At 64.5% G+C, this 22113-nt stretch carries 22 protein-coding genes; 2 read left to right on the top strand and 20 right to left on the bottom strand.

Annotation, left to right across the window (positions count from 1 at the left end):
* Nucleotides 1-2: 2 nt before the first annotated feature.
* From H1B27_RS24720 to H1B27_RS24770, 11 genes are all read right to left on the bottom strand, one after another.
* A complete protein-coding gene (locus tag H1B27_RS24720) occupies nt 3-707 on the bottom strand; it encodes an ABC transporter ATP-binding protein (protein WP_061879291.1) in 705 nt (234 codons plus the stop codon).
* 3 nt (nt 708-710) lie between these two features.
* A complete protein-coding gene (locus tag H1B27_RS24725) occupies nt 711-1478 on the bottom strand; it encodes an ABC transporter ATP-binding protein (protein ID WP_061879292.1) in 768 nt (255 codons plus the stop codon).
* Nucleotides 1479-1493: 15 nt separating this feature from the next.
* The gene (locus H1B27_RS24730; protein WP_197967845.1) at nt 1494-2816 is read right to left on the bottom strand and encodes an ABC transporter substrate-binding protein; all 1323 of its coding nucleotides are present in this window, start codon (nt 2814-2816) and stop codon (nt 1494-1496) included.
* A 92-nt stretch (nt 2817-2908) separates the two neighbouring features.
* Nucleotides 2909-3613 (bottom strand): NUDIX hydrolase, encoded by a 705-nt coding sequence (locus H1B27_RS24735; protein ID WP_197967846.1) that lies wholly within the window; start codon nt 3611-3613, stop codon nt 2909-2911.
* A 30-nt stretch (nt 3614-3643) separates the two neighbouring features.
* Complete coding sequence (locus H1B27_RS24740; protein ID WP_197967847.1) at nt 3644-4669, bottom strand: ABC transporter substrate-binding protein; 1026 nt, start codon at nt 4667-4669, stop codon at nt 3644-3646.
* Nucleotides 4670-4810: 141 nt separating this feature from the next.
* A complete protein-coding gene (locus tag H1B27_RS24745) occupies nt 4811-5584 on the bottom strand; it encodes an anti-sigma factor family protein (protein ID WP_197967848.1) in 774 nt (257 codons plus the stop codon).
* On the bottom strand, nt 5581-6099 hold the full coding sequence (locus H1B27_RS24750) for a sigma-70 family RNA polymerase sigma factor (protein ID WP_197967849.1): 519 nt from the start codon (nt 6097-6099) through the stop codon (nt 5581-5583). Before H1B27_RS24750 ends, H1B27_RS24745 begins: the two co-directional genes overlap by 4 nt.
* Nucleotides 6100-6138: 39 nt before the next feature.
* Nucleotides 6139-7608 (bottom strand): YncE family protein, encoded by a 1470-nt coding sequence (locus tag H1B27_RS24755; RefSeq protein ID WP_197967850.1) that lies wholly within the window; start codon nt 7606-7608, stop codon nt 6139-6141.
* 11 nt (nt 7609-7619) lie between these two features.
* Nucleotides 7620-8162: a DUF305 domain-containing protein gene (locus H1B27_RS24760; protein ID WP_197967851.1), complete on the bottom strand. Its 543-nt coding sequence runs from the start codon at nt 8160-8162 to the stop codon at nt 7620-7622.
* 101 nt (nt 8163-8263) lie between these two features.
* Nucleotides 8264-9052 (bottom strand): ABC transporter permease, encoded by a 789-nt coding sequence (locus tag H1B27_RS24765; RefSeq protein WP_028177134.1) that lies wholly within the window; start codon nt 9050-9052, stop codon nt 8264-8266.
* On the bottom strand, nt 9052-9870 hold the full coding sequence (locus tag H1B27_RS24770) for an ABC transporter ATP-binding protein (protein WP_061879299.1): 819 nt from the start codon (nt 9868-9870) through the stop codon (nt 9052-9054). Before H1B27_RS24770 ends, H1B27_RS24765 begins: the two co-directional genes overlap by 1 nt.
* 129 nt (nt 9871-9999) lie before the next feature.
* Here H1B27_RS24770 and H1B27_RS24775 point away from each other — a divergent pair, with 129 nt between their 5' ends.
* Together H1B27_RS24775 and H1B27_RS24780 are read left to right on the top strand one after the other, a co-directional pair.
* Nucleotides 10000-10782 (top strand): ATP-binding cassette domain-containing protein, encoded by a 783-nt coding sequence (locus H1B27_RS24775; protein WP_061879300.1) that lies wholly within the window; start codon nt 10000-10002, stop codon nt 10780-10782.
* Nucleotides 10779-12335 (top strand): glycine betaine ABC transporter substrate-binding protein, encoded by a 1557-nt coding sequence (locus H1B27_RS24780; RefSeq protein ID WP_197967852.1) that lies wholly within the window; start codon nt 10779-10781, stop codon nt 12333-12335. The genes H1B27_RS24775 and H1B27_RS24780 overlap by 4 nt, the downstream gene beginning before the upstream one ends.
* A gap of 155 nt (nt 12336-12490) precedes the next feature.
* On the opposite strand, the gene H1B27_RS24785 is transcribed toward H1B27_RS24780, so the two are convergent.
* The 9 genes from H1B27_RS24785 to H1B27_RS24825 form a co-directional block, all read right to left on the bottom strand.
* The gene (locus H1B27_RS24785; protein WP_197967853.1) at nt 12491-14203 is read right to left on the bottom strand and encodes a sulfatase-like hydrolase/transferase; all 1713 of its coding nucleotides are present in this window, start codon (nt 14201-14203) and stop codon (nt 12491-12493) included.
* A gap of 173 nt (nt 14204-14376) precedes the next feature.
* On the bottom strand, nt 14377-14646 hold the full coding sequence (locus tag H1B27_RS24790) for a hypothetical protein (protein ID WP_246515689.1): 270 nt from the start codon (nt 14644-14646) through the stop codon (nt 14377-14379).
* Nucleotides 14647-15302: 656 nt separating this feature from the next.
* Nucleotides 15303-16322 carry a ketol-acid reductoisomerase gene (ilvC, locus tag H1B27_RS24795; protein ID WP_027577255.1) on the bottom strand — a complete coding sequence of 340 codons (1020 nt, stop codon included), beginning with the start codon at nt 16320-16322 and terminating at the stop codon, nt 15303-15305.
* 133 nt (nt 16323-16455) lie between these two features.
* The gene (locus tag H1B27_RS24800) at nt 16456-17058 is read right to left on the bottom strand and encodes a LysE family translocator (protein WP_197967854.1); all 603 of its coding nucleotides are present in this window, start codon (nt 17056-17058) and stop codon (nt 16456-16458) included.
* 7 nt (nt 17059-17065) lie between these two features.
* Nucleotides 17066-17941 (bottom strand): EamA family transporter, encoded by an 876-nt coding sequence (locus H1B27_RS24805; RefSeq protein WP_197967855.1) that lies wholly within the window; start codon nt 17939-17941, stop codon nt 17066-17068.
* A gap of 49 nt (nt 17942-17990) precedes the next feature.
* Complete coding sequence (locus tag H1B27_RS24810; RefSeq protein ID WP_197967856.1) at nt 17991-18686, bottom strand: class I SAM-dependent methyltransferase; 696 nt, start codon at nt 18684-18686, stop codon at nt 17991-17993.
* Nucleotides 18687-18689: 3 nt separating this feature from the next.
* Entirely contained in the window at nt 18690-19232 is a 543-nt protein-coding gene (ilvN, locus tag H1B27_RS24815) for an acetolactate synthase small subunit (RefSeq protein WP_028177127.1), read from the bottom strand.
* A gap of 23 nt (nt 19233-19255) precedes the next feature.
* Nucleotides 19256-20227 carry a threonine dehydratase gene (locus H1B27_RS24820; RefSeq protein ID WP_197967857.1) on the bottom strand — a complete coding sequence of 324 codons (972 nt, stop codon included), beginning with the start codon at nt 20225-20227 and terminating at the stop codon, nt 19256-19258.
* Between the two features lie 4 nt (nt 20228-20231).
* The gene (locus H1B27_RS24825) at nt 20232-22007 is read right to left on the bottom strand and encodes an acetolactate synthase 3 large subunit (protein ID WP_197967858.1); all 1776 of its coding nucleotides are present in this window, start codon (nt 22005-22007) and stop codon (nt 20232-20234) included.
* Between the last annotated feature and the right edge of the window lie 106 nt (nt 22008-22113).

Genomic DNA, 22113 nt, shown 5'->3' on the forward strand with positions numbered 1-22113 from the left:
CGTCACACCCCGAGATATGCTTCCTTGACCGTGTCGCTCGCCAGCATCTCGGCCGAGGTGCCGGACGCCCTGATCGTGCCCGCCTCGATCAGATAGGCCCGGTCGACCACCTTCAGCACCTGCTGCACGTTCTGCTCGACGATCAGCACGGTCAGCCCGCTGGCGCGAATCCGTTTCACCAGCTCGAACACCTGCTGCACCACGACCGGCGCAAGCCCCGCCGAGGGCTCGTCGAGCAGCAGCAGCTTCGGATTGGACATCATCGCGCGGCCGATCGCGCACATCTGCTGCTCGCCGCCGGACATGGTGCCCGCCATCTGGTGGCGGCGCTCCTTCAGGCGCGGAAACAGCTCGAACACGACTTCGAGCCGCTCGATATAGCGCCCGCGCGCCTCCTTCATGAAGGCGCCCATCTTGAGATTGTCGTCCACCGTGAGCTGCGGAAACAGCCGCCGGTTCTCCGGCACATGCGCAATGCCGAGGCTGACGATCTTGTGCGAGGGCGTCGCCACGAGGTCGACGCCTTCCATTCTGATCGAGCCGCGCGAGGGCCTGATCAGGCCGGAGATGACGCGCATCAGGGTGGTCTTGCCGGCGCCGTTCGGGCCGATGACGCCGACGGCTTCGCCGGCCTTCACATCGAGGCCGACGTCGAACAGGGCCTGGAAGGTGCCGTAGCCGGCATTGACGCCGCGAAGCTCCAGCATCGGCTACCCTCCCGCGCGGCGGCGCGCTTCGGCGGCCGCGGCCTGCGTGGTCTCGGCATCGGTGCCGAGATAGACCTCGATCACGCGCGGATCGCCGGCGACCGCACTCGGCAGGCCTTCCGAGATCTTCTCGCCGTGATCCAGCACCATGACGCGATCGACGACCCGCATCAGCACGCCCATGATGTGCTCGACCCAGATGATGGTGATCCCGAGCTCGTCGCGGATGTTGCGCAGCATGTCGGCGGCCTGATCCATCTCGGCCTCGTCGAGGCCGCCGAGGCTCTCGTCGGCGAGCAACAGCTTCGGCGCAGTGGCGAGCGCCTTGGCGAGTTCGAGCTTCTTCAGGCCGGCAGCTCCGAGGCCATCGACGCTGGCATGGCGATCGGTGGGCAGGCCGACCATGGCGAGCGAGCGCTCGGCCGCCTCTTCCGCCCTGGCGCGGCTGTGGCGGCCCTGGCCGTAGAAACCGGCGAGCGCGACGTTCTCGAAAATGGTCAGGCGGCGGAAGGGGCGCGGAATCTGGAAGGTGCGGCCGATGCCGCTGTTGATGATCCGGTGCGGCGCGAGGCCCGCGATCTCGTGGCCGGCGAAAAGTATCGAACCTGATGTCGGCGCCAGCGTGCCGGAGAGCATGTTGAAGATCGTGCTCTTGCCCGAACCGTTGGGGCCGATCAGGCCGAGGATCTCGCCCTCGTCGACCTTGAACGACACGTTGTTCACGGCGGTGAAGCCGCCAAACCGCTTCACCAGCCCGTTCACTTCCAGCACCGCCGTTCTCCGCCGCTACTGGTTGCTGTAGGTGGCGCCTTTCGGCAGCGGCAGCACGGCCTCGCGCTGCGCCTGACTCTTGGGCCACACCACGTAGGACTTGTCATCGACGTACTGGATCACGACGGGGAACGAGCGCTCGTTCTGGCCGGCCATTGGCGAGCCCTCGCCGTGGAATTTGACGCCGAAGCCGAGCATGGTGCCGCCTTCGGGTATGTCGGTGTCGAGTGCTGCCTTGCGCAGGGCGTCGGGATCTATGCCGCCATATTTCTTGATCGCTCGCGGCAGCACGTCGGTCAGGAACAGGTAGGTGTTGGACGCAGCCATGCCGACATGGGCTGAACGGATGGCGATGCCCGGCTTGCGCTTGTCGAACTCCTCGCCAACCGCCTTGATGATCGGCGGCAGCTTCGGATCCATGCTCTTCTGGTTGGCGAGCCAGATCGAGATCGGATCGGTGTTGAAGACGTAGTTGACATCGGCGCCCAGGCCTTCCTTCAGCTTCTCATAGACCCCGTAGCCGGCGCCATGTCCCACCAGTGCACCGAACTTCAGCCCTTGTTCGCGGGCTTGCCGGAGCAACAGGGTGATGTCGGGATTGTAGCCGGTGTGGAAGATCACATCCGGCTTGGCCCGCTTCAGCTTGGTGACCAGCGCAGACAAATCCGGGGCCGTGGCCGAATAGCCTTCCCTGAGCACGATGTTGAAACCGGCCTTCTTGGCACCGGCTTCATTGCCTTTGGCAACGTCGACGCCGTAGGCGCCGTCCTCATGGATGATGGCGACCCGCAGGTCCTTCGGATCCTTGCCCAACTTTTCCTTGGTGTTCTGCGCGATGAAGTCCATCGTCATCATGCCGAACTGATCGCCGGAGGCCTGCGGCCGAAACACGTACTTGTAGTTCTTGTTCTCCAGCACCGCGGACGAAATGCAGGTCGTGATCCACATGAACTTCTTCAGCTGCTCGACGCGCGCTGCCACCGGCACGCACTGCGCCGAGGAAAAGAAGCCGAGCAGCATGTCGACCTTTTCCTGCTCGATCAAACGTATCGCTTCATTGATGGCGACGTCCGGCTTGCTCTGGGCATCGGCATAGATCGCCTCGATCTTGTAGCCCTCGACATCCTTCGCGCTGTACTGATCCAGCATGATCCTTGCGCCGGTATATTGCAGCTCCGAGCCGCCGCCGGCGAGCGGGCCGGTCAGATCATAGATGACACCGATCTTGAGCTTCTTCTCCTGAGCCTTGTCTTGGGCCTCGGCGGACGCCGCCAAGCCCGTCGCCGATACGGCGACCAACAACCCACGTACCAAACGGGCAGCCATGCGCAGGCGCATCAAAACCTCCCTGGACGATTGTGCATTGCATTCTTGGTGCAATTCTTCGGCCCATCACATGGGCTGCGCGCGGCGATGTCAAGCCTCGCGCATCAGCGCGCTGCGAACTGCTGCTCGACGAAGGCCGTGACAAATCGCGGCATGGACGGCCTGAGATCGCTGGTCCCGCGCACGAGGTGAATGGCCGACAGCTCCGGCTCGGTTTCGCGCGCAAGGTTGGCTTCGATCCGGGCGCGAGCCATATCGCCCGGCATGTCCAGGTTGATGACCTGCAACATCGCGATCGTGGGGCCTGTGACCACGCAATGCCAGCCCGGCTCGATCCGATAGTCGGCCGCGGTCAGACCGGTCTCCTCGCCGAGCTCGCGGACGACACTGCCGGGAATGTCGAGCGCGCCGTCCCTGACATCGTCGAGATCAGGCGTTCCCGAGGGGAAATAAATGCGGCCTGCGTTGGCGGTGTGGGGCGCCATCTCGCCCATGATGAAGGCCCCGTCGGAGGCGCGCAACGCGCCCATGCCAAAGCCGTTGAACACGGCCTTGTCGGGAAAGCCCCAGTCGCGCCAGGCGAGGAAGCTTGCGAAATCCGTCTCGAAATAGGTCGCCGTCAGGTGACCGCCGTTGAACGCGGCGTCGCACCCGAGCAGGACGCGGCCGTTCCAGATCTTCGGCCGCTCGCGCTGCTTCTCGGCGAAATGCGCCGCGATCTCGGCGCGCCGTTCCTCGGCGAACGGCCAGACGATCGACCGCACCGTAAGATCGAGCGTCGTGACGCGATGTATGACCGGTGACGTCATGACCGGGCGATTACCACGCCTTCGCGTCGGCTATTTGGCATTGCCCGTGGTCTTCTTGGCCTGCTCGACGAATTTGTTGGTGAAAGTCTTGCTGACGTCGATCTTGGCGTTCGCGACCTCGGGCGAGCCGACGCTGAACACCGCGAGCACGGCATCCGCGCCCTTCGGATCCATCTTGCCGGTCTCCGAGAACATCGGGATCGTGTTCTTCAGCGCGGCGAGATAGAGGTCCTTGTTCTTGCCGACCGTCTCCTCCGGCATCTTCGCCATGATCTCCTCAGGGCTGTGCGAGTGGATCCAGGCCAGCGTCGCGAGGATCGCATTGGTGAGCGCCTGCGTCTCCTTCTCATGGCCGTTGATCCAGGCCGCAGTCGAGTACAGCGCGCCGCCCGGATATTCGCCGCCGAACGTCTCGAGCGTGTCCTTCTGGGTACGGGTGTCCGAAAGGATGCGCAGATCCTTGTGGCTGCCCTGAAGCACGGTCACCGAAGGATCGAGCATCACGGCCGCATCGATCTGGCCCTGCTGCACGGCGGCAACCGCAGTGGCACCGAGGCCGACGCCGATCACGGCGGTACCGGCTGGATCGAGCCCGTTCTTCTTGAGCATGTATTTCAGAAAGAAGTCGGTGGAGGAGCCGGGCGCACTGACGCCGACCTTCTTGCCGGCGAGATCCTTGATCGACTTGATGTCGTTGGTCCGCGAGGGCGCGACCACAAGGACGAGGCCGGGATAGCGGTCATAGACCACGAAGGACTGCAGCTCCTGCTTCTTGGCCGCGAGATTGACGCAATGGTCGAAATAGCCGGAGACCACGTCGGCGCTGCCGCCGAGCACGGCTTTGAGCGCGTCCGAGCCGCCCTTGAGGTCGACGAGTTCGACACTGACGCCGGCCTTCTCGTATTCGCCGAGCTGCCTGGCCAGCACCGTCGGCAGATAGCACAGGCAGGAACCACCGCCGACCGCGATGGTCACCTTGCTTTGCGCCGCGGCAAGCGAGGTGGTGAGCGTCAGCGCGAGCAGCGCGCCGGCGAGCCTGGCAATCGTGTTCTTCATTGGTGTCCTCCGTTCGGCCGGCGGCACCATAGAGCAGCGGGACGGGCTTGAGAAGCGCTGCCTGGGTGGGCTGGCCATCGGCCTTGAGCCCTCGCGATCGGGCTCGCGCCGATGCGCGGGCCCGTTTCGTGAATTTCGCCGCTAGATCGGACGCGCCTGCTTCCGGATCTCGTTCGCGATCGGCTTGAGGGTGTCTGTCGGAAGCTGGCCGACGAGGGTATAGCCAAGGCCGTCGTCTATCCAGGCAAAACCCGCGACGTCGCCGGACGACTGCGGCATCATCGGCGCATCCTGATTGCGGCTGCTCATCGGACGCGTCAGCACCACGAGGCGATCGCCGCGATCGTCGTCGTACATGAACATCGCGGCCGGACCGTGCGAGGTAGCGACCACGCGCCCGCCCATCAGCCGATAGCCCGAGACGGAGAGGTCCGGTACCTTGACCGGCTGTTTCAGCCGGTTGGATATCCATTGCGTGAGCTCTGCGCTGTCGGACGCCCGTATCTCGACCGGGCGCACGCGATCCGGTGCGTAAACGCCATAGGTATAGGCTGCTTCCTGGGCCAACGCGGATAGTCCGTTCGAGCTATCCTGCAGTACGCTGCGCATGGTCCATCCGCCGAGGCCTCCGATACCTAGAAGCAACATCGCAGCGATTGCCCGCCACGCCCGCAGGGGACGGCGCTTCCGGCTCTCGATGATGTGCGACAGGTTCAATTCCGCGGGCAATGGCTCGTCGGCGATCGACGCGAGCGCGCCACGCAGCTGCTCGCGCTGGTTGGCGAAGCCCGCAACGCGGCTGGCGACATCCGGATGCTCGTCCAGATAGGATGCGACCTCGGCGCGACGCTCGGGCTCGAGCGCCTGGTCCACATAGGCGTGGAGATCATCTTCCGTGATCGGCCGCTGGTTCATTTCAAGCTCCGCAATGCGACGACGTTCCTCGGCCCCACCGCATCCATCTCCTGCTGCAACCGCTCCCGTGCGCGCGACAGGCGCGACATCACGGTGCCCAAGGGAACGCCGAGAACTTTCGCAGCATCCGCGTAGGAGAGATCCTCGACTGCGACCAGCAGCAAGACCGCTCGTTGCTCTTCCGGCAGTCGCGCAAGCTTGCTCAGGACGTCCCGGTAGATCAGTCTTTGTTCCTGCGCTGCCGCGCTGGCAAGCTCCTGCTCACCCGCATCGTCGATCGGCATATGCCTTCCCCGCGCTGTGGCCTGGCGGAATTGCGTGATCGCCAGATTGTGAAGGATGGTGAAGAGCCAGGCGCGGACGCTGCCATCGCGCCGCTGCTGCCAGCGGCTGACGGCGCGCTCCAGGCAATCCTGGACCAGATCGTCAGCCGCCGCGCGATCGCGCATGAGCGCACGCGCATAGCGGCGGAGTGCGGGGATCAGCGGCTCGACCTGAACCAGCATATCCTTCATGACGCGCTCCGCCTCATCTCGGTTGATGCCCGCCGAACGTCATCGCGTCTCGATTTGAATGACGTCGCCCGGCATGGCCGCTTCGCCGGACGCAATCACCAGATATCGCCTGGCAGCCGCGGCAGACTGGTCGACGATCTGCCGGATCGGACCGACCGCGTTGACGATGGCTGATCCGGCCGGATTGGTCATGAACGCTGCCAATGGCTGCAGCGGCCCGCTTCCATCGCCATGGTCCGCCAGCGCCAGCACATATTTCTGCCTGGGCTGAAGTCCCGTCACCGAAGCCTGCAGGACCTGTATCAAGCCCTGATCGAACAACGACACGCTGGTCGGCGCCTGGCCGCCCCCCGCACCACCTTTCGATACAAGCGCGAGATGGGCAACCTGGCCGGCAACGCCGAGAGCCTGCAAGTTTTGGCGGTCATCCGGGTCAGGCGCGGCGTTCGGGACATAGGCGATCGCCTGCGGCGCCTGGCCGATCGGAACGTTTGCGATGACCTTGTTGGTTACCGTATCGATAGCCGCAAGCGCGTCGGCATTCTCCAGCCCGACATAGATGCGGGTCCCGTCGCCGGACGGCCACACACCGTGCGGAAGACTACCAACCGGGATCGTCGCGACCTGCGAGAAGTCGTCGGTGCGGAATACCTTCACTTCGTTCAGGCCACCGACAGTGACATAGGCATACGTGCCCTTGGTCGTATGCGCGAAGTTGACGTGATTTGTGATCGGGCCGGTTTCGATGGTCTTGATCGCATTGAACGGCGGCCTCGCGTTGAACACCTGGGTCCGGCCCACGTCTTTCAGCGTGAACCATACTTGGTTCCCATCCGGCGTCGCCGCGATGTTCGGGCAGAATGGACTCTCCTGCTTCACCCTCGCTATGATCTTATGCTCGGCAACAGCGACCACGTCAGTCTCGGGATTGAAGGACGAGCAGATGTAGCCATACTTGCCGTCGGGTGAGAAAATCTGCATGCCGGGCCCGTTCGGGGTCGTGATGCGGGTTTTCTCCTTAAAGCTGGTCGGGTCAATGACGGAGATATAGTTTTCGCCGCGGACGGTGACCCACACCTCCTTGCCGTCCGGCGTGTAGAACGCCTCGTGTGGCGACCTCCCGACGTAAGTCACGTGCTTGACCGCGTTGGTCGCGGTATCGATGAAACTCACAGAGTTCGAACCGATCGAAACCACGGCGAGCGTCTTGTGATCCGGCGAGAAGCCCATGCCGTGCACGAGGACCTGGCCCTTGTAGAGCGGGCTGAAATTGCCGGGTTGCGGGTCGCCCAGCCGGATCACACCAAGCAGCTTGTTGTCGACGGGGTCGGTGACCGAAACCGTATTCGAGAATTGTTCTGCGGCGTAAACGCGGTCGTGATGGCTGATCGGAATATCGGGGGCGGACAGCGCGCCCGGTGCCTGCCCCGCCCATGCGGCGGATCCGCCTGCAAGCATCGTGGCGGCCAGGAAAATGCTTCTCACAAACCTGCATTTCGATGTGCTCATGTAAGTCGCTCCTACTTCTTCATTCCGGCGGGCATATCCATCTGCATGCCCGAATGATGACGAACGTTGGCCACCGGAGCGGATGCCGGTTGCGTCGGAGCAGGTGCGGTGTCCGTGGCCGGCTCGCCTATGGCGAGCTTCATGGCCGCGATCTCCTGCATCTGATCGACAATGATTTCCTGGGCGATGCGCCGCAGCTGCTCGTTCTTGCCATAGCGCAATTCGATGACCGCCATGTCGATCGCGCCCTGATGATGCGGATTCATCATCGCGACGAAGTCGCGATCGACGTCGCCGGTCGGCTTGACCGCCATGTCGTTCATCATCTTGGTCATGGCGGCTTCATTTTCTTCCAGAAAGGCCCGTTCCTCCGTGCTCAGCGCAGCCGGCGGGTTGCCCGGATGGGACTCATGCGCGAACGCGAGCGAAGGCACCGCGAACGCGACGAGAATGTGCGCGGCGAGGAACGCCGCGCCGAAGCCGAAGCCGAACCTGGGCCATCGACATCTGGCTGAGAGCGCCGCTACGGCGCAGCGAAACTGTGACGGGTACATCAAGAACTCCCATGCGGGTGGTCGCATGGGGGTTTGACGCGCGGCCGCGCGTTCTATTCCGGCCTGCCGATCACATAAATGTCAGCGCGCAACGAGGCGGCTTAACCACGCCCATCCGACGCGGTCGGCCGCCACACCAGCAGCCGCCGCTCCACCAGCGTCACGCCGTAGTCGATCAGGATGACGAAGGCCGAGAGCACGAACATGCCGGCGAACACACCGGCAACGTCGAACACGCCCTCGGCCTGCTGAATGAGATAGCCGAGCCCCGCCGCCGATCCCAGATATTCGCCGACGACCGCGCCGACCACCGCGAAGCCGACCGAAGTGTGCAGGGAGGAGAACATCCAGGACAGCGCCGACGGCCAATAGACGTGCTGCATCAACTGCCGCTCGCTCATGCCGAGCATGCGGCCGTTGTCGAGCACGGTGCGGCTGACCTCTTTCACGCCCTGATAGACGTTGAAGAACACGATGAAGAACACCAAGGTGACGCCGAGCGCGACCTTGGACCAGATGCCGAGCCCGAGCCACAGCGCGAAGATCGGCGCCAGCACGACGCGCGGCAGTGCGTTGACCATCTTCACGTAGGGATCGAACACGGCGGCGACCAGCGGCTGGCGCGCGAACCAGAAGCCGACCAGCACGCCGCCGAGCGATCCGATCACGAAGGCGAGGATCGATTCCGCCAGCGTGATGCCGAGATGCTTCCAGATCACGCCGGACGAGAACCATTTCACGATCTGGCTGAACACGTCGAACGGGTTGGAGAAGAAGAACGGCGGCAGCAGGATCTTGCCGAAGACGGGAACGGTCGACAGCACTTGCCACAGCACGATGCAGACGACCGCGACCAGGATTTGCAGCGCAAGCAGCGTCGGACGCGACATCAGATCGCCTCCGCCGCGTGCGTCGATTGCGCGTAGCCCTTCATCACCTCGTCCTTGAGCACGCTCCAGATCTCGCGATGCAGCGCATGGAATTCCTTGTCCAGCCGCACCTCGAAGATGTCGCGCGGGCGCGGCAGGTTCACGCGCCAGTCGCCGATGATGCGCGAGGATGGCCCGGCTGACATGATCACGACACGGTCGGCGAGCGCGATCGCCTCTTCGAGGTCGTGGGTGACGAACAGCACCGCCTTGCGGTCGGCGCTCCACAGGTCGAGCAGCAGATTGCCCATGACCTGACGGGTTTGCGCATCGAGCGGACCGAACGGCTCGTCCATCAAGAGGATCTTGGGATCGCGGATCAGCACCTGCGCCAGCGCCACGCGCTTGCGCTGGCCGCCGGAGAGCATGTGCGGATAACGGCTCGCAAAGGCGCCGAGGCCGACGGAGGTCAGCCATTTCTGCGCCCGCGGCAGCGCATCAGTGCGCGGCGTGCCCTTGATCTCGAGCCCGATCGCGACATTGTCGAGCGCGGTCTTCCACGGGAACAGCGCGTCGGCCTGGAACAGGTAGCCGGCATCCCGGTTCAGCCCCGCCAGCGGCCGGTCGAAAATCCGGACGCTGCCGGCGGCGGGCTTGAGCAGCCCGGCCGCAACGTTGAGCAGCGTCGATTTCCCACAGCCGGTCGGGCCGACGATGGCGACGAACTCGCCCTGGGCGACCGTGAGATGGGCCTTCTCGACCGCCGTATAGACCCGCCCGTCCCCGAGGCGGAACGCGACCTTGGCATCTTCCAGCGCCACTGCCGTGGGCGTCGTCATGTGCTTCCTCCGAATTCAGGCCGATGCCTTAGCCGCTCGCGCGGCCAAGTTCAATCAAGGCGCCAAGCGTGCTACGCATGGGTCCCGTCACCCCGCCCCTCAGAGGCAACCGAGCCGAGCGCAGGTCTGATGCCGTCCAGTCCCATGATCGGCTATGCACACGTCACCAAGAGCTTCGGCTCCCTCATGGCTCTGAGCGATGTATCGCTCGACGTCGCCGAGGGCGAGTTTGTGGCGATCGTCGGCGGCTCCGGCTCGGGCAAGACCACGCTGCTGCGGCTCGCCAACCGGCTGATCGAGGCCGACGGCGGCACCATCACCGTCGAGGGCGAGGATGTGAGAGACGTCGATCCGGTCGCGCTGCGGCGGCGGATCGGCTACGTGTTCCAGAGCGGCGGGCTGTTCCCGCATTTGAGCGTCGCCGACAATATCGGGATCACACCGAGACTACTGGGTGTATCGGCGGCGGATATCGCGGCGCGTGTCGACGAGCTGCTCGAGCTGGTGCAGCTCGACCGTGCCGCCCATCGCGACCGTCTGCCGGAAGCGCTCTCCGGCGGACAGCGCCAGCGCGTCGGCGTGGCGCGGGCGCTCGCGGCAAGGCCTCGCATCGTGCTGATGGACGAGCCGTTCGGCGCGCTCGATCCCCTCACCCGCGATGCGCTCGGCGACGACTATCGCTCGCTGCATCGCAAGCTGGGGCTGACCACCGTGATGATCACCCATGACATGACGGAGGCTCTCTTGCTCGCCGACCGCATCGCAGTGATGCGCGGCGGACAGCTGCGCGCGCAGGGCACGCCCGATGAGCTCACCAGGAGCGGCGACGCCTACGTGCTGGAGCTGCTGCGCACGCCGCGGCGCCAGGCCGATCGGCTGAATGCGCTGTTGCCGCAGAGCGGTGCGGCATGAGCCTCCTCGCCGATCCACGCTGGGGCGAGGCGCTGGCGCATCTGCCCGACTATCTCGGCAACCATGTGCAGGTCAGCCTTGCCGCACTGGCGCTCGGTCTCGTCGTCAGCCTGCCGCTGGCGATCCTCACGCGCAATCGCCCGGCGCCGCGCGGCATGCTGCTCGCGTTCGCCAGCATCGTGCAGACCGTGCCGGGACTGGCGCTGCTCGCACTGTTCTATCCGCTGCTGCTCGCGGCGGCCTCGGTCGCGCTGACCTGGTTCGGCGTTTCCTTCTCCGCCTTCGGCTTCCTGCCGGCGATGCTGGCGCTGGCGCTCTATTCGATGCTGCCGGTGCTGCGCAACGGCATCACCGGGCTCAACGGCATCGATGCCGCGCTGATCGAAGCCGCCAAGGGCGTCGGCATGACCGGACGCCAATCGCTGCTCATGGTCGAGCTGCCGCTGGCGCTGCCGGTGATGATGGCGGGCATCCGCACCGCCGCGGTCTGGGTGATCGGGACCGCGACGCTGTCGACCCCGATCGGGCAAACCAGCCTCGGCAATTACATCTTTGCCGGACTCCAGACCCAGAACTGGGTGTTCGTGCTGTTCGGCTGCCTGGCCTCGGCCCTGCTCGCGCTCGCCGTCGATCAACTGCTTGGCCTGATCGAGAATGGTCTGCGTCGTCGCAGCCGTCTGCGCGCGGCGCTCGGCTGCAGCGGGATCGCAGCTCTCGTTGCCGCAACATTGGTGCCGACAATGGGCCGCTCCTCGCAGGGCTACGTCGTCGGCACCAAGACATTTGCCGAGCAGTATGTGCTGTCCGCGCTCCTCAGGGACCGTCTCCAGGCCGCCGGCCTGTCCGCGACGGCGCGCTCGAGCCTCGGTTCGAGCGTGATCTTCGAGGCGCTGAAGGCCGGCGACATCGATCTCTATGTCGACTATTCCGGCACGCTTTGGGCCAACCAGCTGCATCGCAGCGATATCAAGCCGCGCACCGAGCTGCTCGCGGAACTCAAGACAGCGCTCGCCAGGGACAACATCACCCTGCTCGGCGACCTCGGCTTCGAGAATGCCTATGCGCTGGTGATGCCGAGGAAGCGCGCCGAGGCGCTCGGCATCCGCACCATCGCCGATCTCGCCGCACACGCATCGACGATGTCGATTGCCGGCGACTACGAATTCTTCTCGCGGCCCGAATGGGCGGCCCTGCAAAAGGCCTACGGCCTTTCGTTCCGCGCCCAACGCCAGATGCAGCCGGATTTCATGTATGCGGCCGCCGCCAGCGGCGAGGTCGACGTGATCGCCGGCTACACCAGCGATGGCCTGATCGCGAAGTACGATCTCGTCGCGCTGGACGATATCAGGCACGCCATCCCGCCCTACGACGCCATCCTGCTGCTCGCGCCGAAACGCGCCGGTGACGAGCGACTGCAGGCGGCGCTGAGGCCGCTGCTCGGCAGGATCGACATCGCCACCATGCGCGAAGCCAATTTGCGCGCCAGTGGAAATGACGCGAACTCCTCGCCGGATGCGGTCGCTCGATGGCTGTGGGAGAAGATTAAGCAGTAGGTTCGCGGCAAGACCCGTCATCCTGAGGTGCGAGCTGCGCGGCGCATAGTACCGTGCGGCGAGCCTCGAAGGATGAACGGCCACGATGCAGCCGGGTCGTGCATCCTTCGAGGCCTCCGCTACGCTCCGGCACCTCAGGATGACGGTGACAAAAACTAAAGCCCCCTGATCATCCCCGCGTCGATCAGCAGCCGGTTCAATCGCCGCGCCTCGGCGCCGTCCCTGCAGCCGTAGAAGACGCCGTTGCAGCGGAGCATGATCTCCTTCTGTTCGGCGAAGGACGGGTCGAGCGGAATGCCGGCGGCTTCCTGGATCACCAGCGGCAGATAGGGACCGTCGATCGTGTCCATCACGGCCGCGCTCTTCAGCGGCTCGAAATTGACGGCGTCGATCGCATAATAGGTCGCGTAGAGCCGTGGATCGTAATTGTCCAGCTTCTTGCCGAGAGCGCCCTCGTCGAGCCCGGGCTCGAGGATCTGCGCTGCGAATTCCGGCTGGTGATCGCCGTAGCGCACGATCAGGAAGGGCTCGCCCGGAAAATTCTTCCTCAGGCCTGCGACGAAGGCCTTGTACTGCTCGGCGCTGATTGCCTGCCGGCGCAGATATTCGTCGATCGACGGCACATTGCCCGGCGCGCGCCAGTTCGGCAGCAGGTCGGGACGGAAGCGCGTCTCCCAGGGGAAATGATTGGCGCCGAGATAGATAAAGGTGAACAGCGGCTTGTTCGGCGGCTGCTGGCCCATCAGCTGGAGCGCCTTGTCGTAGAAGAAGCTGTCGGGCTCGACATCCTTCGCGCCGAGGTCCTTCGCATCGAGAAAGCGCTCGATGCCGGTCGTCATCTGGAAGCTGCGCGCGCCCATGAAGCCGCCATTGGCGGGATAGAGCGAGAGCGTCTCGTAGCCGCAGCGGCGCAGCGCCAGCGGCAGGCCGCGCTCAACCCGGCTCGAGGCAATGCGCGTCACGAAATAAGCGAAGCGTCCGAACGAGCGCGAGGAAAGCCCCGCGAGCACGTTGTATTCGGTGAACCAGCTCGGTCCGCCATTGCTCTCGGCGAGGAACGTGCGCTGCTTGCCGTCCCAGGACGTGAAGTGGCTGCCATAGCCCTGCGACACCTTGATGCCCTGCGCCGCGCGGATATCGAAGCTCGATTCATCATGGATCATGATGATGTTCGGCCGGCGGCCGGCGGGATGGCAGGCATCGACCAGCGGCATGTTGAGCCGTTCATTGGTCGAAGCGGCCGCCTCCATGAAGCCGTACTGCGCGAAATCCGACACCGCGCTGACGCCCGAGCGGAAGAATTTCGAGAGATAGCCGTCGTCGTAATAGCTGCGCCAGGCTTCATCCGGATGGTAGAGCGAATACCCGACAAGTCCGGCGAGGCAGGCGAGCTTGCAGGCCAGCGCCGGCAGGCGGCGGACGCGGAACGGGTCGAGCCACCACAGCGAATACATCAACGGCAGCGTGATCAGGCCGGCCAGAATCACCGACCAGCGCAAGTTCGGGAAGATCGTGAACAGGAACGCGACGGTGTCGCGGTCGATCATCATCAGGTCGATGAAATTGACCGTCATCTGCACGACCTCGTGCTTGAGCTGCGACAGCAGCACCAGCACGACGACCATGGTCAGCGACAATGCGCCCGAGAGCGCCGGCCGCCGCAGCAGCGTGATCCAGAAGAAGTTCAGGATGCCCCAAGCCAGCGCAAAGGACAGGCGCGAGCCGAAATCGGTCTCGGTCTCGTACATCAGCGCGAGCGCAGCGAGATGCGGCGCTGCAACCGCGAGCAGGCGCCAGATGCCGAGCGCGGCGACGCTCGCCAGCACGGCGGTCGCGGCAGAAGGACCTGGATTGGGCGCGGACGCCATCGACAATACGCTGAACTTCAAGTCCGGCCCTGTGACACGTCTGACCGGCCGGTCAGGGCGTCCGGCGCAGCCGGAAGCCTGCACCGTGTCATAAAACTGTAACGGAATGGTCAAGGACAGGCAACGCACGGGGCGGTCCGACCTTCGCCTAATGTTAGCGAGCGGCGAAGCTGCTACGGCTTGGCAACGCCCGCGATGAACAGGTCGAGCACCGCTTCCGCCACCCGCTCGATTTCACGCTCCTCCACGCGCCAACGCCATGGACGAAATCGCGCCCGTTGGAGATGATCTGGACACGCGCGGGGTTGCGCCGTGGCCCAGCGCAGACAAGCGAGGCGGAACGCGTGAAAGCCGGCCAGCAGGTCAGCGGCCGGCACCGAGCCCAGCCCCGTCTCGATCTTGGCACGAAAGCGCCGCTGCGCCTCCTCTGCCATGGCCACCATCAAGGCATCCCGGTTTCGGGAAGTGCCGGAACGGCGCTCCCGCCGACACTGCCGCCCGGCAGGCGGCCTCACGGACGGAGAGCTCGATTCCCTCCGCCGCAAGTTGCAGCGCAGCATCGATCAGTACGCGGCAGCGGCAAGACGGCCCCGATCAGGTGGCGCATCGGCTCCGGCGTGATCTGATGGCGCACCTTCGGACCTGCCGCGGTCAGCGCTCGAGCACGATTTCGGCGATGCGCTCGGCCGGCATGCAACGGCCCGGCTCTCGGTGGACACGAGATGAGAATGCGGATGAAGAGCCGAATCCTTGGCCCTGAAGACGCAGAGGTTTTGATGTTCGGAATGCAGCGAGAAAGTGCGACAAACGCCGCGATGCCAAGAATGTGGTTTAAAAGTCGGTTCTTCGCGTTCAGGCCGCGCGTCAACTTGCGAAGAATTTGAATAAAGCAGCAGCGCTTCGCGCGGGATGGAAAGAGCGAGACCACTGTTTGCGATCTCGCTCGATCATAGCCGCGAAGATTTAAGATTTGGTTTGGCGAGCAAGGTTGCGTTCGTCCGTCATTCCGGGGCGCGCGTTAGCGCGAACCCGGAAATCTCGATCCACAACCTCTGGATTCCGGGTTGCGCTTCGCGCCGCCGGAATGACGGCGTAGCCGTCAGTTCTTGCTCTTGTCGACCAGCGCGCCCTTCTTGATCCAGGGCATCATGTCGCGGAGCTTCGCGCCGACTTCCTCGATCGGGTGCGCGGCGAGCTTGGCGCGGGTCGCCTTGAACGAGGTCTGGTTGACCTTGTTCTCGAGCATCCAGTCGCGGGCGAACTTGCCGCCCTGGATGTCGGCCAGGACCTTGCGCATCTCCTTCTTGGTCTCGTCGGTGATGATGCGCGGGCCGGTGACGTACTCGCCGTACTCGGCGGTATTGGAGATCGAGTAGTTCATGTTGGCGATGCCGCCTTCATAGATCAGGTCGACGATCAGCTTCACTTCGTGCAGGCACTCGAAATAGGCCATCTCCGGCGCGTAGCCGGCTTCGACCAGGGTCTCGTAGCCGCCCTTGATCAGCTCGACCAGGCCGCCGCAGAGCACGACCTGCTCGCCGAACAGGTCGGTCTCGCACTCTTCCTTGAAGGTGGTCTCGATGATGCCGGCGCGGCCGCCGCCGATGGCGGAGGCGTAGGACAGGCCGAGGTCATGGGCATTGCCGGAGACGTCCTTGGCGATCGCGATCAGGCAGGGCACGCCGCCGCCGCGCTGATACTCCGAGCGCACGGTGTGGCCGGGGCCCTTCGGCGCGATCATCAGCACGTCGAGGTCGGCACGCGGATCGAGCAGATTGAAGTGGACGTTGAGGCCGTGGGCGAACACGAGGGCGGCGCCCTTCTTCATGTTGTCGTGCAGGTGCTCGCGGTAGATGTCGCCCTGAAGCTCGTCCGGAGTCAGCATCATGACGAGGTCGGCCCATTTGGCGGCTTCCGCAACTTCCAGCACCTTGAAGCCGGCGGCTTCCGCCTTCTTGGCCGAGGCCGAGCCCTTGCGCAGCGCAATGGCGACTTCCTTGACGCCGGAATCCTTCAGGTTGAGCGCATGGGCGTGGCCCTGGCTGCCATAGCCGACGATGGCGACCTTCTTGCCCTTGATCAGGTTCAGGTCGGCGTCGCGATCGTAGTAAACACGCATGGTCGTTTCCTCGTTCAGGGCCGAAAATCGGCCGATGGTCAGTGTCCGAAGGGTGAAATTTGCGGATTTCGGGGGCTGTCTAGAGCATTTTCAGCCCTGAGGGAAACCCGTTTCTGCATGGAAATCCGCGACATCATGCATCCATGAAAACGGGGTAGAGGGAAGCGAGCAGCAGGACCGCCATCAGGATATTGAAGGCGCGGATCAGCCGCTCGGAGGTCAGGACCGGGCGCAGCGCGGTGCCGAACAGGGCCCAGACCACTGTCGAGACTGTGCCGACGACGAGGCTGATCACGGTCTGAATGGCGATGTTGAGCGGGAATTGGGCGATCGCGGCATAGGCCGTGATGGTACCGATCACGATCACCCAGCCCTTGGCGTTGATCCACTGGAACATGGCCGCGCCCCAGAAGGTCATCGGGCCGCGCGCCTTCTCCTCGCCCGGCTTCGCCGGACCGGACAGCGCGATCACGGCGGCCAGGTAAATCAGGTAGGCGGCGCCGGCATATTTCAAGACGGTCTGGAGGATCGGATAGGCCAGGAACACGGTGCCGAGCCCGAGGCCGACGGCGGCGATCATGAAGGCGAAGCCGATGACGATGCCGACGATATGCGGGATCGTGCGCCGGAAGCCGTAGGTCAGGCCGGAGGACAACAGCATGATGTTGTTCGGCCCCGGGGTGAAGTACATGACCGCCATGAAGGCGAGGAAGGCGTAGAACAGCGAGTAGGTCATATTCACCTCACGCGGTCTTGGGCAGGACTTGCGGGCGTTTCGCCAGGACCATCACGGCGATGCCGCCGATCACGGTCAGCATGCCGGCGAGGCGCAACGGTCCGAACCGCTCGCCGAAAATGATGCTGGAGGCGGCCGAGCCGACGAACGGCACCAGCAGCGCGAACGGCACCACTTGCGCGGCGGGATAGTCGCGCAACAGGCGGCCCCACAGCCAATAGGCGATGCTGGTGGAGATGCCGCCGAGCATCAGCATGCAGAGCGCCGACGTCAGCGATAGGTGCGTCAGCGACGTCCATGTCGGCGCTGGTCCGTTGGCGATCAGTGCCAGCACGAACAGCGGCACCGCCGCGGCGAGGCAGAGCCAGGCGAACAGATCGAACATCGGCACGCCGCGGGCGCCGCGCAGCAGCAGATTGCCGATTGCGAAGCTGAGCGGCGAGATCATCAGAACCGCAAAGGCGCCGACGCTGAAATCGTACCCGACGGTGCCGCAGATCATCAGAAGGCCCGCCGCGGCAACGACGATGCCCAAAGTCTGCATCGGTGTCGGCCGCTCACCGAACGCGAGCGCGGCAAAGCCGATCGTGAAGAGTGCCTGGCTCTGCACGACGACGCTGGTCAGGCCCACGGGCACCCCATGAGCGATGCCGTAGGCCTGCGACAGGAACTGACCGAGGAAGAGCGTGAAGCTGATCGCGATCAGCAGTGACCAGGCGATTTTCGGCTTGGGAATGAACAGGCACGGCGCCGCGGCGATCGTGAAACGCAACGCCGACATCAACTCCGGCGAAAGCTCGTCGAGCGCGATCCGGCTCGCCACGAAGGCAAGCCCCCAGATGATCGCCACCATGACGGCGATGAGGATGTCGGCCGGCTTCATTGTTGTTTCCGGTTCTGCTTTGTCTCGCAGCCCTGCTTGTTGTTCTGGTCTAGCCTTGCTCGCCGGCTTTCGGTTTCCGCAGCAGATAGGTGCCGTGCATCGGCGCGTGGTAATCGGCCGAGACCAGCGTGAAGCCGACGTCGGTCAGCATCCGCTCCATCACCCAGCCGAAGGTGGAATATTCGTCGCGCATATGCGTCACCACGCCCTCGCGGGAGAAATCGTGGTTCTTGATCTGGAAGTCGGCCCATTGCTCGACGTCACGCTCGATCGCGTCGGGCATCGATGAGTAAACAATGTCACGGAGATAAAACGTCGCTCCGGGCTTGAGCGCGCGAAAAATCCGCGACATCGCCACCGCCTTCCAGAAATCCGGCAGATGGTGCAGCGTGAACTCGCTGACGATGAGATCGTAGGATTCCGGACGGTAGGCGAAGCTGAGCAGACCGGCGGATTGGGTGCGCACGGGCGCCTTGCGGTCGCGGGCATAGATCTCGGCCAGCGCCAGCATTGCCGGCGAAATGTCGATGGCGTCGACGTCGGCCCCCATCAACGCCGCTTCGGTGGCGAGCACGCCGTTGCCGCAGCCGATATCGGCGATGCGCCAGCCACGCTGGACCCCGAGCATCTTCAGAGCGGCGCGCGCCCGCAGATCGGCATCGTCATGGTTGTCGTAGATCGAGGCCACAGCGGGCTCGATCCCCATCCGGTTCCGCTCGTTGTAGTACCAGTCGCGCGCCAGCATGGCTCACATCCCTTCAGGCCCGCGACCGATCGCGGCGACGCCGGTGCGCGACACCTCGACAAGGCCGAGCGGGCGCATCAGGTCGATAAATTGATTGATCTTGTCCGTATTGCCTGTGATCTCGAACACAAAGCTCTCGGTGGTGGCGTCGATCACGCGGGCGCGGAATGCATCCGCCAGCCTCAGCGCCTCGACCCTGTGTTCGCCCTGCCCGCGCACCTTGACCATCGCCAATTCGCGCTCGATCGAACGCCTGGTCAGGGTCATGTCGACGACGCGGTAGACCGGGATCATGCGATCGAGCTGGTGCTTGATCTGCTCGATCACCATCGGCGTACCCGTGGTGACGATGGTGATTCGCGACAGATGCTTCTGGGCCTCGGTCTCCGAGACCGTAAGGCTCTCGATGTTGTAGCCGCGACCCGAGAACAGGCCGATGACGCGCGCGAGCACGCCCGGCTCGTTCTGCACGAGCACCGCAAGCGTATGCGTCTCGTTGGGATCGTGACGGTCCTCGATGAAATAGGCGGATGCGGGCTGGTTCATTGTCGTCCCCTCTTGTCTCTCCGTCACGCCATCGCTGGCGCGTCCGTCCCGACCCAACGGCGGAACAGATCGAAATCGATATTGCCGCCAGACAGCACGAGACCGACGCGCTTGCCCTTCAGCTTGCTCTTTTCCTGCAGCGCCGCCGCCAGCGCCGCTGCACCGGCGCCTTCGGCGAGATTATGCGTATCGGTCCAGTAGGCGCGAATCGCGGCGGCGACCTCGTCGTCTGTGACCTCTACGATGCGCGAGGCGCCCTTGCGGATCAGCGCGAACGCATCCTCGTCAGGGATGCGCGTCGCCATGCCGTCGGCTCGCGTGTTGCTGGTTTCGGTCGTCACGATCTTTCCGGCCGCGAACGACAGCGCATAGGACGGCGCTTCCGTCGACTGCACGCCGACGATTTCGGTCTTCAGGCCGAGCAGGTCGCGCGCCATGATGCAGCCGCAGATGCCGGAGCCCTGCCCGATCGGCACATAGAGGATATCGAGGTCCGGCGCTGCGCGGAACAGTTCGAGAGCGTAGGTCGCAACGCCAAGAACGAGATCCGGGTGGAACGAGGGCACCATGTGGAGCCCGGCGAACTGCGCGCGACGCTCGGCTTCCTCGCGTGCCGCCTGAAAGTCCTCGCCGTGTTCGACGAGTTCGGCACCGAAGGCCTTCATCGCGCGGTTCTTCTCGACCGAGTTGCCGCGCGGCACATAGATCACCGCGGGCACGCCGTGGCGGCTCGCGGCAAAGGCGAGGCTCTGACCGTGATTGCCGCGCGTCGCCGAGATGATGCCCGGTGTCTTCGGCCGCTCGCGCTTCAGCCGTTCGAGATAGACGAGGCCGCCGCGCACCTTGAAGGCGCCGATCGGCGTGTGGTTCTCGTGCTTGACCACGACCTCGGTGCCGAGCCGACCTGCGAGCAACGGCCAGGCATGCGCCGGCGTTGCCGGCACCGCCTGCCCCACGATCGCATGTGCGCGCTCGAGCTCCCTCAGGTCGAACATGGCCTCACACCAGCGCCTTGCCGCCGGCGAATGCCTTCGCGGTCGCCTCGTCGTTGGCCTGCTCCGGCAGCAGCATCTCGTTGTGGGCCTTGCCGGAGGGGATCATCGGGAAGCAGTTTTCCAGCGCCGCGACGCGGCAGTCGAACAGCACCGGACGCTTGACCGAGATCATCTCCTTGATCGCACCATCAAGATCGGCGGGCTTGTGCACCTGGAGGCCGACGGCGCCATAGGCTTCCGCGAGCTTGACGAAATCCGGCAGCGCTTCCGAGTAGGAATGCGACAGGCGGTTGCCGTGCAGCAGCTGCTGCCACTGCCGCACCATGCCCATGTACTGGTTGTTCAGGATGAAGATCTTGATCGGCAGCTCGTACTGAACCGCCGTCGACATTTCCTGCATCGTCATCTGCACCGAGGCATCGCCCGCGATGTCGATGACGAGACTGTCGGGATGGGCAACCTGCACGCCGACCGCCGCCGGCAGGCCATAGCCCATGGTACCGAGACCGCCGGACGTCATCCAGCGATGCGGTTCCTCGAAGCCGTAGAACTGCGCCGCCCACATCTGATGCTGGCCGACCTCGGTCGTGATGTAGGTGTCCTTGCCGCGCGTCGCCTCGAACAGGCTCTGGATCGCGTGCTGCGGCAGAATGACGTCGTTGCTCTTCTTGTAATAGAGCGAGTTGCGGGCGCGCCATTGCGCGATCTGCTGCCACCACGACTTGATGTCGGGCTTCTTCGCCTCCGCCTTGAACACCTGGAGGATGTCGCCGAGGACGTTGCCGCAATCGCCGATGATCGGAACGTCGACGCGGATGTTCTTGTTGATCGAGGACGGGTCGATGTCGATGTGGATCTTCTTCGAGCCCGGCGAGAACGCATCGACGCGGCCGGTGATGCGGTCGTCGAAGCGCGCGCCGACGCACAGCATGACGTCGCAATCATGCATGGTCATGTTGGCCTCGTAGGTGCCGTGCATGCCGAGCATGCCGAGCCAGTTCTTGCCCGAGGCCGGGTACGCCCCCAAACCCATCAGCGTGGAGGTGATCGGGAAGCCGGTGACCTCGACCAGCTCGCGCAAGAGCTTGGTCGCCTCGGGGCCGGAATTGATGACGCCGCCGCCGCTGTAGATCACGGGACGCTTGGCACTGGCCAGCAGCGCCACGGCCTTGCGGATCTGCGTCGCATCGCCCTTCACGCGCGGCGCGTAGGAGCGGTGCACATCGGACTTGCGCGGTGGATGGTAGGTGCCGGTCGCGAACTGCACGTCCTTGGGGACGTCAACCAGCACCGGGCCCGGACGGCCCGAGGTTGCGACATAGAACGCCTCATGCAGCACCTTGGCGAGATCGTTGACGTCGCGCACCAGCCAGTTGTGCTTGGTGCAGGGACGCGTGATGCCGACGGTGTCGCATTCCTGGAAGGCATCGTTGCCGATCAGATGCGTCGGCACCTGGCCGGAGATGCAGACCAGCGGGATCGAGTCCATCAGCGCGTCGGTGAGTGGCGTCACCATGTTGGTGGCGCCGGGACCGGAGGTCACCAGCGCAACGCCCGGCTTGCCGGTCGAACGCGCATAGCCCTCGGCGGCATGGCCCGCGCCCTGCTCGTGGCGGACCAGGATGTGCTGGACCTCGCTCTGCTGGAAGATCTCGTCATAGATCGGAAGCACGGCGCCGCCGGGATAGCCGAAAATGTCGGTCACGCCGTGATCGATGAGCGCGCGGACGATCATCGCGGCGCCGGTCATCTGGTTCGGATCGTGGCTCTTGTCGCTCATTGGCTTGCTCCGGATGCGCTGTTGTCAGCGGCTTCGTTCGTGTCGGGTTCGGGAAATAAAAAAGGCCCCGAAGAGGGCCCATGCACACCGCCTGTCTTGTGGATGG

Source organism: Bradyrhizobium diversitatis (assembly GCF_016031635.1).
Lineage (GTDB): Bacteria > Pseudomonadota > Alphaproteobacteria > Rhizobiales > Xanthobacteraceae > Bradyrhizobium > Bradyrhizobium diversitatis.

Coding starts and splice junctions, on each gene's coding strand:
- H1B27_RS24825 (WP_197967858.1), bottom strand. CDS start 22,007: ATGAGCGACAAGAGCCACGATCCGAACCAGATGACCGGCGCCGCGATG.
- H1B27_RS24780 (WP_197967852.1), top strand. CDS start 10,779: ATGAGCCTCCTCGCCGATCCACGCTGGGGCGAGGCGCTGGCGCATCTG.
- H1B27_RS24755 (WP_197967850.1), bottom strand. CDS start 7,608: ATGAGCACATCGAAATGCAGGTTTGTGAGAAGCATTTTCCTGGCCGCC.
- H1B27_RS24785 (WP_197967853.1), bottom strand. CDS start 14,203: ATGGCGTCCGCGCCCAATCCAGGTCCTTCTGCCGCGACCGCCGTGCTG.
- H1B27_RS24770 (WP_061879299.1), bottom strand. CDS start 9,870: ATGACGACGCCCACGGCAGTGGCGCTGGAAGATGCCAAGGTCGCGTTC.
- H1B27_RS24765 (WP_028177134.1), bottom strand. CDS start 9,052: ATGTCGCGTCCGACGCTGCTTGCGCTGCAAATCCTGGTCGCGGTCGTC.
- H1B27_RS24750 (WP_197967849.1), bottom strand. CDS start 6,099: ATGAAGGATATGCTGGTTCAGGTCGAGCCGCTGATCCCCGCACTCCGC.
- ilvN (WP_028177127.1), bottom strand. CDS start 19,232: ATGAACCAGCCCGCATCCGCCTATTTCATCGAGGACCGTCACGATCCC.
- H1B27_RS24730 (WP_197967845.1), bottom strand. CDS start 2,816: ATGCGCCTGCGCATGGCTGCCCGTTTGGTACGTGGGTTGTTGGTCGCC.
- H1B27_RS24800 (WP_197967854.1), bottom strand. CDS start 17,058: ATGACCTACTCGCTGTTCTACGCCTTCCTCGCCTTCATGGCGGTCATG.
- H1B27_RS24760 (WP_197967851.1), bottom strand. CDS start 8,162: ATGTACCCGTCACAGTTTCGCTGCGCCGTAGCGGCGCTCTCAGCCAGA.
- H1B27_RS24740 (WP_197967847.1), bottom strand. CDS start 4,669: ATGAAGAACACGATTGCCAGGCTCGCCGGCGCGCTGCTCGCGCTGACG.
- H1B27_RS24810 (WP_197967856.1), bottom strand. CDS start 18,686: ATGCTGGCGCGCGACTGGTACTACAACGAGCGGAACCGGATGGGGATC.
- H1B27_RS24720 (WP_061879291.1), bottom strand. CDS start 707: ATGCTGGAGCTTCGCGGCGTCAATGCCGGCTACGGCACCTTCCAGGCC.
- H1B27_RS24735 (WP_197967846.1), bottom strand. CDS start 3,613: ATGACGTCACCGGTCATACATCGCGTCACGACGCTCGATCTTACGGTG.
- H1B27_RS24745 (WP_197967848.1), bottom strand. CDS start 5,584: ATGAACCAGCGGCCGATCACGGAAGATGATCTCCACGCCTATGTGGAC.
- ilvC (WP_027577255.1), bottom strand. CDS start 16,322: ATGCGTGTTTACTACGATCGCGACGCCGACCTGAACCTGATCAAGGGC.
- H1B27_RS24790 (WP_246515689.1), bottom strand. CDS start 14,646: ATGGTGGCCATGGCAGAGGAGGCGCAGCGGCGCTTTCGTGCCAAGATC.
- H1B27_RS24775 (WP_061879300.1), top strand. CDS start 10,000: ATGCCGTCCAGTCCCATGATCGGCTATGCACACGTCACCAAGAGCTTC.
- H1B27_RS24820 (WP_197967857.1), bottom strand. CDS start 20,227: ATGTTCGACCTGAGGGAGCTCGAGCGCGCACATGCGATCGTGGGGCAG.
- H1B27_RS24805 (WP_197967855.1), bottom strand. CDS start 17,941: ATGAAGCCGGCCGACATCCTCATCGCCGTCATGGTGGCGATCATCTGG.